The following is a 12971-nucleotide window of genomic DNA, read 5'->3' on the forward strand; positions in this document are numbered from 1 at the left end:
AGCGGTGCAGTGAGCACCGCTTTTAGATTACTTTTCAACAACAACTTTTACATCCTTGCTTTCTTTTTTGTCTGTGTCAGCAGCCGTGACGTACAGTACCGTTCCGGCTTTTTGTTTTTTGATTTTCACCGTGAACGTTCCTTTCGCGTCAGCTTTGGCAGAAGCAATGACTTTCTTTGATTTGTTTTTCACTCTGATCATTGCCTTGCTGTTCGCCTTTCCTTTCACTGCCGTATCCTTCGTTTTCACTGCATTTACTTTCGGTGTGCCGGAAGGTTTCCCTTTGACGACGACAACTTTATACGATGTTTTTGCATCGCCTTTTGTCGCTTTCACATACAGTACTTGATCTTGTTTTTGAGTCGAGATATTGACCTTGAACGCACCGTCTTTTCCGGCTTTGGCGCTGCCGAGTTTTTTCTTGCCGTTCATGACCTCGATAAGCGTGCCTTCCTTCGCGCTTCCTCTGACGGCTGTTTGTGTGCTTTCAAGCTTGTTGACTTTGAGCTGTATATCAACTGCGCTGACAGCCTTCATGACATTCAGCCGCCCGTAGCCAGAGTGCCAGTCTACTCCAGGCGTCTTTGGAATGTCAATCGGATCGCCATTATCGTCATACATTTCTTCTTCCTCGCCATCCACGCTTTCAAAGGAAATATCATCTGCCGTCTTTTTCAAAATATCCTCTGCCTCTGTTCTTTTCAGCTTAGGGTTTTGAGCGAACAGCAATCCTGCAGCAGCGGCAGCATATGGCGTCGCCATAGATGTTCCGCTCATGTACGTGACATTTCCGTTCGGCACTAAGCTCGGGATATCAGACCCTGGAGCAGAGATATCCAGACCTTTTCCATAGTTAGAGAAATCAGCAGTCATATCCATGCGGTTCGTTGCCCCGACTGACATCACATATTTAGAAGAAGCAGGATAAGATAAGGAATTGGCTCCGTCATTCCCGCTGGCTGCGGCAATCAAGACATTTTTGTCAGCTGCGTATTTCAAAGCAAATTCAAGTACGCGGCTGTAGCCTCCGCCCAAACTTAAATTAATTACCTTGGCTCCTTTGTCAGCAGCATATTTGATGCCGAGGGCAATTTGTTCAGTATCTCCGTAGCCTGTGGAATCAAGCACTTTTACCGGGATAATTTTCGCTTTGGCATTCAATCCAGTCATAGAATAACCGTTATCGCTTTGAGCTGCAATAATGCCTGCGACGTGTGTCCCATGCCCCTGATCATCCATTGCGTTGTTATTCCGTCCCACAAAATTACGCCCGAGATCGGTTCTTACTTTTCCTTTTAAATCGGCAAGCGTGCTGTCCACACCTGTGTCTACTACTGCAATCAATGTATCGTTCAGCTTGCGTTTAGACAGCAATGTGCTGGCAGGCTCGTATTTCACATCGGCATTTTTGACACCGCCATTTTCACCGTTGTTTTTAAGCGGCCATTGGTAAGGGTATTGAATATCGTTTGAAAGGCTTTTGTATTCCTGCACAGGTTCCGCAAACTCTACGTTAGACATCTTGGATAATGTCGCAGCAGCGCTTTTGACCCGTTTTGCGCTAGCCGTATATGTGCCGTTCTGTTTCTCGTCTTTCGGAAGCTCAAATGAATAAAGATTGTCAAACAGTTTCTTTGCCTTTTTCACATTGGAAATGTCTTTTTTCGATTGCGCACTTGCAGAAAAGCCCTTCATTTCATTATGTACGGATGAGAGGCTTTTATTGTTCTTCACCTTGAAAATGACCTTTGTTGTCTGAACTTCACTTTTTGCCGCAATACTGTTTTCTGTTAAAATAGCTCCTGCTGTTTTGCCTTGCAGCTGCTTGATATTGAATCGTTCCGCCTGTTTCTTTATCTCCTCTTTAAGGAAAGACGGGACTGATTGTAAAGCTGTATCATACAGCCGGTTGATTGCTTTTTGATCTTTTTCAGTTATCTTATATGAAGAAGACGCACCGGTTTCTGACACATCATCAAACAACGGCTTTAATGTCACAAGATCTTGATAGATTTCATTTCTCGCAGTTTTATTGAGTGCGAGCTTTGCCACGATAAACGGTGCCGCTTTGTAGTAAAGGCTAGTCAGCTCTTTGCCTTCTGCTGTTTGGCTCAGCTGCTCATCACGAATCGCTCTCAGCTTGTCTAGGATGCTTTTTCCCGATTTTTTCTGATCGACACTCATTTCCACCGGACAAGCTTCTTCCTGTTCTAAATCTGACGGCTGCTTATTCGTGCCTTTATACCCAATCGAATACTTGGCTTCCGCAGCTGCTTCTGCCGTTCCGCCGTCCTCTGGTTCTTCTTCTCCGAGGTATTCAACTTTTACATAGTAAGGGCCGCTCCACGCGTATGGAAAAATGATTTCGCTTTTTCCATCCTCCGCCGTAAAAGAACGGTACATCTCAAACGTTTCATCTTTAAGCGCTTTTTCCATACTTGGATATACAGATACATTCAGTACTGAATCACTCTTTACGGTCAAGGCCATATGTGAGTTTTTCTGAATATCCGCTTTTCCCGGAGTCACTTTGTACCATTTCACCTGTTCCGGTTCCTTCATGGTGCCTGTCTGTTCTTTGCCGTTTTCCAGAGCCGCCGCCTGATCGATCGCTCTAGCCGCTGCCGCTTTGGTTCCCGGAGAAAAAAGGCTGAAGATCAGTGCAAAAATGAGCACTGCCGCCACAAACGAGCTGAATTTTCTGCGTTTCATGATATCCCTCCTGTAAAATAATGAATCTTCTTGAAGGTATCATAATTTCATAGGACGAGATACCGCTTATAGGGAATTTTAAGGTTATTTTAAATGATTTGGAATATAAGGGAGGAAATACCTAAAAACCCGACTCCATCTTAGGGCCGGGTTCATGCTCTTTCTATTAAAACAATTGAAAACCGATTGGCAAATGCAGACCGAGCAGCACTGTCAGCACGAGGACAATGATGAAGCCGATCCATAGGCCTCCGGTTGACTTTTCTTTTTTCTTGCGGATGAGAAGCATTTCCATCAGGCCGATGGTGATAATGCCAAGAATCATTTTGCCGGCGTATTCTCCGTTCCAGTTGGCGAAACGGACAAACAGCTCAGCTCCTGTCAAAATAATAAGGATATAGAATAACCGCAGAATCATATGAGTGATTTTTGCGCCTTTCGCACTTCTTGACGAATACAGCGAGTAGCTGACGAAAAGCAGAATCAGCGCTACCACCCATGTCGTAATATGTAGGTGTGTCATACAGGTTCCCCCTATCAGATAAATTACCCCACTTATAGTACCATGAACTTGTCCTCTGCCACAAAGATGAGTCTCAGAAAAAACGGGCGGGTTCGAGTCCGCCCCTGTTTGATTCAGCCGATTTGGTTTGACAGCGTTCCGATCGGGTCAATCGTAATGTCGATTTTGTCACCTGGCCGCAAGAATTTTGGCGGCTTAAATCCCTTTCCGACTCCAGACGGCGTACCGGTGGCAATGATGTCTCCCGCTTCAAGCGTCATCCCCTTTGAGAGGGTTTCAATTAATTCTGGAATGGAAAAGATCATATCGCTCGTCGAACCGGATTGGCGCAGCTCGCCGTTGACTCTTGTTTCAACCTTGAGGCGCTCAGGCTCCTGAATCGATGATTTATGTACAAGCGCGGGTCCCATCGGACATGTCGTATCCAGGCTTTTTCCGATAAAAAACTGCTTATGCTTTTTTTGCAGATCACGCGCCGTGATATCATTCACAATCGTATATCCGAAAATATGGTCATAGGCGTCTTCTTTTGAAATGCGAGTGCCGCTTTTTCCGATGACGACAGCAAGCTCTCCTTCATAATCAAGCTGAGAGGTGACCTCTTCATGGCTGTTAACGATATCACCATGCCCTGTAACCGTTACCGGCGATTTTGTAAATACCATCGGATGCTCCGGAATGTCAGCTTCGCTTCCCATTTCAATCGCGTGGTCCCTGTAGTTTTTGCCGATGCAGATGATATTTTTTGACGGCTTAGGAATGGGTGCATGAAGCTTCACCTCAGATAATGAATACATAAATGATCCCAGCTCATCATTCGGTTTCTTTGCCCACTCGGCCAGCTGCCTTGCATGTGCAACAAATTTATCCCCTTCTGCGATACATTCAATCAGCGATCCCGGAATCGTCTCAAGTTCAAACAGTTTTTTTTCAGCCTTTTGCAAGTCCATAATTTTCTCATCATCAATGATCAGGCCGACAAACATTCGGTTGTAAAGTTCCCCTGTCGCAAATTTCATGTTATTCCTCCATCATCTTTTAAATCAGAATGCTCCTTCTTGTATTCTCTGTCGAATGCTGAAATCCCTTTTTCTCATATCCGTTTTCATTTCGTTTCAGGACGGGCTTGCTGCACATATCATACAAATGTCGTTTTGAGGAGGAGGAAAGAATATGGAGAGCGTACATTTATTTTTTCATCGGCAGCAGCTGAATCGTAAAGGTACTGCCAAAGGGCTTCTGGTGACAAACCGATCAGTTTCTCCCATTCTTCTCACACAGCGTGACAAGGCGGAAAAGGTATCCTATGAAATCAGCTGGGAAAAGTCTCTGTTTGGTGAAAGCACACTTTTTTTGAATGCGGAACAGGATGATCCGTCCCTGATGCGTCGCAGGCTCGCTTATTGTTTTTTTAACCAGATCGGCGTCCCTGCTCCCGCTGCCTCGTACAGCTTTCTGACCATCAATGGCGAGCCAGAAGGGATTTATTTGAGCATCAAGAACCATCAGCTAGCCGATAGAACAAGTTACCGAATGAAGACAGCCGATCCGAGGGTTCCGCTGTCCGTTTTTAAACATGAATCTTCCCCGTTCTTACACGAATTTCTGACGCTGATCCGCACAGCTGAAGATGACGAATTGGCTGAACGCATTAAAATGTATCTGGATGTCAAACTGTTTTTTTTGTGGCTGATCGGCAGCGCCTGCACCAATCAAGGCTTTTATTACACATTTTGTTTAAACGAATCCGGCCGGCTTCACGTTTCCCCGATAGAGACCAGACCGCTTGCCGCACGCGGAAGATCTGACGAAGACCCTCTGCTGACAAAAGGTCGGACGCTTTCGTCAAGGCTTCTTGCCATTCCCGCCTTCCGGTCTCAATATCACACGTTAATGAAAAACGTGCTGAACCGGTCGTTTACCATTGAACGATTGTCTCCTTTCATCAGCGAATGGCATTTTGACATTTGTCAAAAAGCTTATGATGATCCTTTCATAAAAAAAAGCCCCTTGCAATTCGAAAAGGAGCAGACAAACATACTTAGAGAAATTGAGGAGCGGCAGGACTTTTTGCAAGTACACTTAGCAAGACTATAGTCCTTTCTTCCATTAAAAAGGCCGCAGCAAAAATTGTCGCTTTTTTAGTCAAATTGACGAAAGGCAACCTTTTCAGTAAAAATGGGTTATACTAACGATATCCGTGTTTATCAAAATAAATTCTAGAATTGGAGATAGTGTAATGAACAGCAAAATTGAAGAAATGAGAGTCACACTAATTGAAACAGCGCAAAAATACGGCATGAATTCCAAGGAAACGATTCAATGCAGCCAAAAGCTGGATAGCCTGCTGAACACCCGAATTAAAGAAGAGGGGATATCCCGAAAACTCCCGTATGTAAATCATTATCTATAACAATTTGAATACACCACATGTAACTCCGCTTTTTGCTCAGCACTTCTGGGATATACCTTGGGGCGAGAATATGCCCGCCCAAAAATCGGATTCCGCAGCACGACATACTCCAAAAAGCATTTCTTCACGCAAAAACACCAAAAGAGACTGAAACAAAAATCACGCAGGCGGATAGCGGCACCCATCGCCGCATTTCCGCTCAATTGATACAATACCCGCTTTTGAAATGTTTAAACATAACGGCCGAAAAATGTGATCGCTTACATTCAAAGCCGATATGCCCCATTTTAAATTTCTCTCACACATATGTGCGTTTGTCATAAGCTATCGTGAATAGCCCAATTAAAATCAAATTCTATTTTTACTTTACCTGCCTTTTTTCAATTTTTCAACAAAGGATGTGCTCGTATGCCGGCCATTGTCGGAGCGTTTAAAATTAATGCGATTGGTACGAGCGGAGTCATTCACATCGGGGACTGTATTACGATTTCTCCTCAGGCCGAGGTCAGAACGTTTGCCGGTGCGGGCAGTTTTAATACCGGTGACAGCCTCAAGGTGATGAATTACAAAAACGCGACGAATGTGTATGACAACGATGCAGTTGATCAGCCGATCGTAGGGAATGCGTAAAGGAGTGTGCTTCATGAACTTTTATATTAATCAAACCATTCAAATTAACTATCTCCGGCTGGAATCAATCAGCAACTCCTCCATTCTGCAAATCGGAAGCGCCGGGTCCATTAAATCGCTTTCTAACCTGTACAATACAGGCAGCTATGTAGAAGCGGCTCCCGAGGTTTCCGCTCAGGGACAGCCAGTCGAATTACAGGAGCCCGATACAGGTTCATTGGTTCCGCTCCAGCCTCCTGGCCGTTAATCATATGAAAGAGGTGAAAGACATGTATGATCAATCTGTTTCCTCTTACTTGCAAAACTTGAATTCCTTCGTTCAGCAGCAGGCGCTTCATATTCAGCAGCTCGAACGTCAGCTGAAAGAGATTCAAACTGAAATGAATACGATGAAACAGCGGCCGGCCACTACCATTGAGCGGGTGGAGTATAAATTTGATCAGCTGAAAATCGAAAGGCTTGACGGGACTTTGAATATCGGCTTAAATCCGACAGACCCGAACAGCCTCCAAAATTTTGAAGTCAGCCAAACAGCACCTGAAATTGGGATGATGCAGCAGGAAGAGAGTGCCCAGCTCATGCAGCAGATCCGCCAGAATGTCGACATGTACTTAACCGAGGAAATCCCAGATGTTTTGGAGCAGCTTGAAAACCAATATAACAGCAGGCTTGACGATACAAACAAGCATCATGTCATTGAAGACATCAGAAAACAAATGGACAGCCGAATTCACTATTATATGTCCCATATCAAAAAAGAAGAAAATACACCGCCTAAACAATATGCGGAACATATCGCTGAGCATGTGAAGCGTGACGTGATCCGTGCTGTAGAACATTTCCTGGAACATATTCCATCCGAAATGAAAGGAGATGAGCAAGCATGATCTTTACAGTCATCAACCGCAACCTGGAAGTCGGGGATATCCGGATGAATGGTGTATCCAGCTCCTCTGTTTTCCACATCGGAGACACTGAATCCATCTATCTGTCTTCTATTTTCGATACACCGCCAGAATCTCTTATTATCGGGCCGTTTGCTCCGCTGCCGTCAGAATAATGCTTAAGCGTATATCCCGCATTAGACTGCTTAAAATTAACTCCCTTGGAATAGCAAGTGTGTTTCAAGTCGGCGACACAAACGAAATCGATATGAGTGTAAAAGTATTTGCTGTTCAGCGCTCACTGTCCACGTTTTACAATAATGAAGGCTCATTTAACAGAAAGGAATACCAGATCTTTCAGCAGCAGGCAGTGAAGCCGATTCCCGAAACAGGTGTACAAAGCGCATTTTGCCACGAGGTGCCGGTTATTCATGTTCGCAGCATCAAAATTCAAGGGGTCTCCTCCTCTTCTGTTTTTCATGTGGGGGCGGCCTCGCTTGTTCGCGGCGATGCGAGAATCAAACATATCAGGCAGATTCAGTCTCCGCGCTCACAATCGCCAGACAAGAGCATATAATAAACAGAGACTTCGATAAAGGGTGTCGTTTATGCCAGCAATTGTCGGGCCTATAGCTATCAATTCCATATCGGGCGGAGTCGTAAACTTTGGTGATTCCTTTTACCTTTCTCCGAAAAGCTCTTCAAAATCTGCGCTCGGTTCGGGAGCAGGAAACACGGGAGATTTCCTTCTATTAAACAACGCAGTCAACGCGACAAATTATATAGACCCCGATGTCAGCGATCAGGATATGGTTGGAAACGGATAAAAGCAGCCGCTCTGCAAAGAGAGGGCTGCTTTTTAGTCATCTTTTCTTTTTTCGTTCATTTGATTTCTTTGTTTTGATCAGCTTCTCAGACGGCTGTTTTCTGATCCATTTGACAAACCGGGCAAGCTGCGGATCGCTTCGGAGTTCATCTATTCCGTTTAAGCGAACGGCAAGCTCTTGATTGGTATATAAGGCATGAATCTGTTTATGGCAAGGAATACAGAGCATCGCTGTCGGCAGAAACGTTCCGCCTTCCTCTTTCGGTGTGAGATGGTGCTCTGTCAGCTGGACATCGCTCCGGCCGCACAGCTCACATATTCCGGCAATCCGCTTTGCCATATCCGCTCCTCCCTTACATCAACTCAAGTGATACCCGTGTTCCACGGCCGCTCGGTTCAGCCGGATGGACGATCAGCTTTTTCGGAAGCCGTGCCCGCAGTTCCTGCACATGGCTGATGACACCGACAGACAGATTGTCTGACTGCAGTTTTTCCAAGGCTGTCACAACCGTATCAAGCAGATCTTGATCTAAGGTGCCGAACCCTTCATCTAAGAAAAAGAACTGGAGCGGGTATTCTCCGCGAAGCTGGATCTGCGCAGACAGCGCAAGAGCCAGAGAAAGCGAGGTGAGGAAGGTCTCTCCCCCAGATAAGCTAGATACCGGGCGTTTGACGCCTCCATTCGCGTCATCCCGCATCACGAATCCGCCTTCTGAATCCACTTCGATGGCATAGCGCTGTCTCGTCAGCATGCCGAGTCTTGCTGATGCGTCCCGCGCAACGCTTTCAAGCTGCTCCTCAGCTAAAAATTCAACAAAGGTATTGCCTTTAAACACAGCTTGCAGCTTGTCCAGCCTGTCGATATGCGTCTGCCATTTCTTCAATTCAGCTTCAATTTCGTTAAATCGTTTATGATGGTCGCGAATGACGGCCAGCGCTTTCGCTGCTGCGCCTTTTTCCTCTATAGCAGCGCCAAATGCGTCCTCAGCTTCTTGTAATGCCGTAACGGTTTCGCTCCATTCGCTCTCTGATAAGGCTCTGCCGGCAAGTATCTCTGCAACTCGTTCTAAGTTTGCAGCATTTTGCTTCAGTTTATCCATAAACTGATCTATGTCCGCTTTCATCTTGTCAAGTTCATCGGCTGGGATGAGACTTCGCTCCACCTCTTCAGTCCGGGTAAAACGGGTGCTTTTCGCATGCTCAAGCCAAGCAGCTTCCGCTTTTTCAAATCTGTCCTTCGCTTCTTTAAGAGTGAGCTCGCTTGCTGAAGCGCGGCTTTTCGCCTGATTGAGCATCGTTTGGGCGCTTTGCAGTTCTTCATACAGAGATTGCTCTTTTTCCTTTAACAGCTTTAGATCCTGCTGGACAGAGCGGAGTTTGATTTGGATCGAATCTCCTCTAGCGTAATCTCCTAGCTCGTGCTCATAATCAGCTATCAAGCTCTTGATGCGTTCAGCCGCATAATGAAGCTCCAGCTTTTCCCGTTCAAGCTGGTGTCCCGATTCCCGCAGCTTTTCCTTTTGTGCTTCATGCTCAGCAAGAAACGCGATGCTCTTCTCAATCCGTTTTTCGCATTCTTCTGCGGCCCGATCCTTTTCTTCAATGGCTCGCTGCCATTTTTCCGCTTCATTCACAGACTGATCCTGAAACGCTTCTTTAAACATGTTCAGGCGGCTGTCCATCGAGGACTGAAGCTCGGCGATGATGCTTTCAATCCGGTCAGCCTCTCTTTTTTCAAAACCGATTTTTTCATTAAGCTGATCGGCCTTTTTCAAAGACTCCTGATAGGCGCTGATCATTTGTGCCATTCGTGTTTTAACAGAAAGAATATCCTGTTTGACTCGTTTCCATTCAATTGTGGCAGTATCGAACGCCTCATGCACCGGCTGATTCTCGTAAGAAGCTGCCGCTTCAAGGTTCGGTACTTGAATCGTTTGCAAAAACGGACACTGTTCAATAAAGCGCGCAGACTGTTCTTCAAGCGTGATTTTGGCTGAAAGAATCTCCTGGCTGAGAGCTGCCGCTTCCGTCAATAACACATCCGTTTGTTTGATGTTCTCTTCAAGATTGCTGTCGAGCTCATATGTTTCATGTACTGAGGCAGACGGATCATGATGGATTGAACCGCAGACCGGACAGGGCTTTCCGGCGGTCAGCTTTTCGGCTAACTCTTTTGTGAGCAGGGCCACTCTTGCTTTTTCACGCTGCGAGTGAAGCGTTTGCTGTCTCTTTTTAGCCTGCTCAGTCATACGTGTTAATGAACGTTCTGTCTCACACACCATATGGTACACGGTTTGTACAGCCTCATATGCCTGAATGATGTTGCTTTTTTCCGCTTCCATCTTTTGAACGAGTGTACTCTTCTCCTCATTCATCTTTTGAAGCACGAGGTTCAATGCGTCACTTCGTTTTTTCTCTTTCGTGATTTGCTCTTCAGTCTGTCTGATGCGCAATGCCATTTCTGCGGCCTGCTGGCAGCTTTTTCGCTCATCTGATGTCACCTGCAGGGATTTGAGCTGCTGCTTCAATTCCGTCTGTCTGTTTTGCCCTCGTGTGAGACGGTCTGTTACAGTCTCCAATTCATTCATGACAGATTGAAGGGCCTCTTCTTTCTGCTGGAGTTCAGCTTTTTTGCGCTCTTCCTCTTGCTTGGCCTCACTCAGTTTGATTTCGATCTCCTGCAAACGGGAAAGCTGTTCCTGCTCAGTTAAAAGCTCAGGCTCTTTCTCGCTTTTATGCTGGCGCCACTCTTCATACTCTTCATGTTTTTGATGAAAGAAAGCGGTCCGGTCTGCTAAATCCTTTTGAGCAAGCGTTTGTTCCTTTTCAGCTTTTTCCTCATGCTGGATCGCTTCTGCATACCGGTCCGCATAGGGTTTCAGAGCGGCGGCTGTTTCGGCTTCCAGCAGACGCTTTTGCATGCTGTCTACTTGCGGCTGTTCTTCTTCGAGACGTTTTTTCTCTTCCTCATAAGCGGCTTTTTCCTTTTGGACATTCCAAATCTCCTGATACTCCGTAAACCGCGCTTTTGCCTGGTCACGATTCTTTCTCATCGCTTCCAGCCGTGCTTCTGCTTGTTCGAGAGCCTTTTCCGCCTGCTCAACCGCTTCTGAACTCGCCTCACCGAGACCGGACTGTTCAGCAAGCATTTCATTTTTTCTCGCATTGGCTTCCTGTGCCTGCCGTCTCAGCTTTTTCACAAGCCGGTCTCCATACTGCTCCAAATTAAATAAACGCTGAAGCATATGCCTGCGCTCCGCCCCTTTTAAAGACAGAAATTCAGCAAATTTCCCTTGCGGCAGGACCACTGCTCTCGTAAAGTCGTCGATTGTCAGCCCCAAGAGTTCCTCTACTCTTTTATTGACTTCGCTGGCTTTATCCGCCAGCACCGTATGCTCGTCCCTGATTTCGATGAAGCGGCAAAGTGCCGTTTTCACCTTCATTTCATCCGTTCTCTTAAAAACGCGCTCGACTTTGTAAGAGATTTGATGATTTGTCTGAAGCGCAAAGGTAAAGGAAACAGACAGCGTATCTTCCGCATGGTTTAAAATCCCGTGCGTATTATTCGCTGCCCGCTCCACCTTTCCGTATAAAGCAAGCGTCATTGCGTCGAGGATAGAGGATTTACCGCTTCCTGTCGGGCCGAAAATGCCGAAAACACCGGCACCGGAAAGACCTTCAAAATCTATCGTCTGCTCCTCTCTAAAGCTGTGGAGCCCCTTAATGCTTAAGGCGACCGGCTTCATTTCGCATCCTCCTCTTCAACGCCTGATGCAAGCTCTAAAAACAGCTTCACCATTTCTTCATCCGGCACCGCGCCGCCAGTTTGTTTTTCATAAAATTTCTTAAAGCGGTCTTCGATCGACACATGCTTTACCTCGATCCGTTCCCGGTCTTTGTTCTGTTCTTCGAAAACCGGCCTGATATGGATAAAGCCCGGGTGCGCCTTTCGCAGCCTGTGAATTTCTTCAAGTGACAGCTGGTCCGAGACACGGATTTCAAGGTCAATCCAAGCATTCTGATCCCTGCCTTCATCCAGCCAGCTGTACACCTCGCTTAAGCCATTTGCGGCTTTCCACTTCACAAGTGGCTTGCCGCTTGATAATAACACCTCACGCCAAGAGGCCTCTTCCCCCGGTTTTGCGTCCATGATCGTCACTGATTTGGCATAGCCCGCTTCAGAAAAGCTGTAAGCGAGCGGAGAGCCTGAATAACGCGCAAGCGTCCGCGCCCGCTTGATCGTTTGCGGACGATGCAAATGGCCGAGCGCAACATAAGCGGCATCCGCCGGCAGGCTTTCAGCAGCCACCGTATAAGCGCCGCCGACTTCAATCGGCCGCTCTGAATCCGTTTGGTTGCCGCCTGCCACATAAATATGGCTGGCGGCAACCTTTACTGCATCCTTGCGGAACCGGCTTGTCATATGCTCAAACGCCTGCCTGATTTTCACGTCATAATGATCACGGAGCAGCTTTTCATCAAATGTATCGGAAAGCACTTCATTTAACCGCGCTTCAGATGGGTACGCCAGCGCTCCGACAGCCAAAAGCTCCCCTGCTGAAGGCACTTCAATATGCAGCGGTTCTGTCGTCGGATAGCCAATTAAATAAATGCCGTTTTCATGTGTCAGCGGTGAAGCGGCGGACAAACGGTCAGGATTATCATGGTTTCCGGCAATGACAACAATCGGGCGCTTTCCTCTGTCGCTAAGCGCAGACAAGCTTTCATAAAACAGCTGCTCGGCTAAAGCCGGCGGGTTCACGGTGTCAAACGCGTCCCCAGCCATTACAATGGCATCGATCTGCTCTTCCTTTACAATCGTATTCAATTCATCAAGCACATCTGCCTGTTCACTCAGCCTGCTTCTTCCTTCTAGCGTTTTTCCAAGATGCCAGTCAGCCGTATGTAAAATCCGCAAATGCTTTCACCTCACTTTTGTATAGAAAACGAGATCCGCTCCTTCTGAATTCCCGGAGCTTACGG

Annotated in this window: 13 protein-coding genes and 1 pseudogene; 8 read left to right on the forward strand and 6 right to left on the reverse strand. The window is 46.5% G+C overall.

Translation table 11 applies throughout. The annotated features are described in order from the left end of the window. Positions 1-27: 27 nt before the first annotated feature. The 3 genes from wprA to RAC86_RS02730 form a co-directional block, all read right to left on the reverse strand. Positions 28-2712 carry a cell wall-associated protease WprA gene (wprA, locus tag RAC86_RS02720; protein ID WP_072566064.1) on the reverse strand — a complete coding sequence of 895 codons (2685 nt, stop codon included), beginning with the start codon at positions 2710-2712 and terminating at the stop codon, positions 28-30. A gap of 166 nt (positions 2713-2878) precedes the next feature. Continuing rightward, on the reverse strand, positions 2879-3235 hold the full coding sequence (locus tag RAC86_RS02725; RefSeq protein WP_014113313.1) for a YisL family protein: 357 nt from the start codon (positions 3233-3235) through the stop codon (positions 2879-2881). A 113-nt stretch (positions 3236-3348) separates the two neighbouring features. After that, a complete protein-coding gene (locus tag RAC86_RS02730; RefSeq protein WP_072566063.1) occupies positions 3349-4254 on the reverse strand; it encodes a fumarylacetoacetate hydrolase family protein in 906 nt (301 codons plus the stop codon). Positions 4255-4408: 154 nt separating this feature from the next. Here RAC86_RS02730 and RAC86_RS02735 point away from each other — a divergent pair, with 154 nt between their 5' ends. From RAC86_RS02735 to RAC86_RS02770, 8 genes and pseudogenes are all read left to right on the forward strand, one after another. After that, positions 4409-5332: a CotH kinase family protein gene (locus RAC86_RS02735; RefSeq protein ID WP_072566062.1), complete on the forward strand. Its 924-nt coding sequence runs from the start codon at positions 4409-4411 to the stop codon at positions 5330-5332. A 142-nt stretch (positions 5333-5474) separates the two neighbouring features. Continuing rightward, positions 5475-5634 (forward strand): annotated as a pseudogene (locus RAC86_RS02740) (aspartyl-phosphate phosphatase Spo0E family protein). A gap of 422 nt (positions 5635-6056) precedes the next feature. Then, positions 6057-6278, forward strand: a complete 222-nt coding sequence (locus RAC86_RS02745; RefSeq protein WP_003239409.1) for a spore germination protein — start codon at positions 6057-6059, stop codon at positions 6276-6278. 13 nt (positions 6279-6291) lie between these two features. After that, positions 6292-6525, forward strand: coding sequence for a spore germination protein GerPB (locus tag RAC86_RS02750; protein WP_003224438.1), 234 nt, complete (start codon positions 6292-6294; stop codon positions 6523-6525). Positions 6526-6547: 22 nt separating this feature from the next. Continuing rightward, positions 6548-7165: a spore germination protein GerPC gene (gene gerPC / locus RAC86_RS02755; protein ID WP_061188323.1), complete on the forward strand. Its 618-nt coding sequence runs from the start codon at positions 6548-6550 to the stop codon at positions 7163-7165. Further along, the gene (gene gerPD / locus RAC86_RS02760) at positions 7162-7338 is read left to right on the forward strand and encodes a spore germination protein GerPD (protein ID WP_014113307.1); all 177 of its coding nucleotides are present in this window, start codon (positions 7162-7164) and stop codon (positions 7336-7338) included. Before gerPC ends, gerPD begins: the two co-directional genes overlap by 4 nt. Then, entirely contained in the window at positions 7338-7739 is a 402-nt protein-coding gene (locus RAC86_RS02765; protein WP_041520914.1) for a spore germination protein GerPE, read from the forward strand. The genes gerPD and RAC86_RS02765 overlap by 1 nt, the downstream gene beginning before the upstream one ends. A 31-nt stretch (positions 7740-7770) precedes the next feature. Further along, entirely contained in the window at positions 7771-7989 is a 219-nt protein-coding gene (locus RAC86_RS02770) for a spore germination protein (protein ID WP_010333667.1), read from the forward strand. 36 nt (positions 7990-8025) lie between these two features. On the opposite strand, the gene hlpB is transcribed toward RAC86_RS02770, so the two are convergent. The 3 genes from hlpB to sbcD are packed head-to-tail and all read right to left on the reverse strand — an operon-like array spanning position 8026 to position 12906. Continuing rightward, complete coding sequence (hlpB, locus tag RAC86_RS02775) at positions 8026-8328, reverse strand: HNH nuclease-like protein HlpB (protein WP_014113305.1); 303 nt, start codon at positions 8326-8328, stop codon at positions 8026-8028. 13 nt (positions 8329-8341) lie between these two features. Beyond that, on the reverse strand, positions 8342-11734 hold the full coding sequence (sbcC, locus tag RAC86_RS02780) for an exonuclease subunit SbcC (protein WP_072566061.1): 3393 nt from the start codon (positions 11732-11734) through the stop codon (positions 8342-8344). Beyond that, positions 11731-12906, reverse strand: a complete 1176-nt coding sequence (sbcD, locus tag RAC86_RS02785; RefSeq protein ID WP_072566060.1) for an exonuclease subunit SbcD — start codon at positions 12904-12906, stop codon at positions 11731-11733. Before sbcD ends, sbcC begins: the two co-directional genes overlap by 4 nt. Positions 12907-12971 lie beyond the last annotated feature (65 nt).

The sequence above is a fragment of the Bacillus sp. LR_5 genome (assembly GCF_042709275.1).

Bases quoted from the DNA above. Each gene is read 5' to 3' on its own strand.
- sbcC (WP_072566061.1), bottom strand. From the start codon at position 11,734: ATGAAGCCGGTCGCCTTAAGCATTAAGGGGCTCCACAGCTTTAGAGAG.
- hlpB (WP_014113305.1), bottom strand. From the start codon at position 8,328: ATGGCAAAGCGGATTGCCGGAATATGTGAGCTGTGCGGCCGGAGCGAT.
- RAC86_RS02730 (WP_072566063.1), bottom strand. From the start codon at position 4,254: ATGAAATTTGCGACAGGGGAACTTTACAACCGAATGTTTGTCGGCCTG.
- wprA (WP_072566064.1), bottom strand. From the start codon at position 2,712: ATGAAACGCAGAAAATTCAGCTCGTTTGTGGCGGCAGTGCTCATTTTT.
- gerPD (WP_014113307.1), top strand. From the start codon at position 7,162: ATGATCTTTACAGTCATCAACCGCAACCTGGAAGTCGGGGATATCCGG.
- RAC86_RS02765 (WP_041520914.1), top strand. From the start codon at position 7,338: ATGCTTAAGCGTATATCCCGCATTAGACTGCTTAAAATTAACTCCCTT.
- RAC86_RS02725 (WP_014113313.1), bottom strand. From the start codon at position 3,235: ATGACACACCTACATATTACGACATGGGTGGTAGCGCTGATTCTGCTT.
- gerPC (WP_061188323.1), top strand. From the start codon at position 6,548: ATGTATGATCAATCTGTTTCCTCTTACTTGCAAAACTTGAATTCCTTC.
- RAC86_RS02745 (WP_003239409.1), top strand. From the start codon at position 6,057: ATGCCGGCCATTGTCGGAGCGTTTAAAATTAATGCGATTGGTACGAGC.
- RAC86_RS02750 (WP_003224438.1), top strand. From the start codon at position 6,292: ATGAACTTTTATATTAATCAAACCATTCAAATTAACTATCTCCGGCTG.
- RAC86_RS02735 (WP_072566062.1), top strand. From the start codon at position 4,409: ATGGAGAGCGTACATTTATTTTTTCATCGGCAGCAGCTGAATCGTAAA.
- RAC86_RS02770 (WP_010333667.1), top strand. From the start codon at position 7,771: ATGCCAGCAATTGTCGGGCCTATAGCTATCAATTCCATATCGGGCGGA.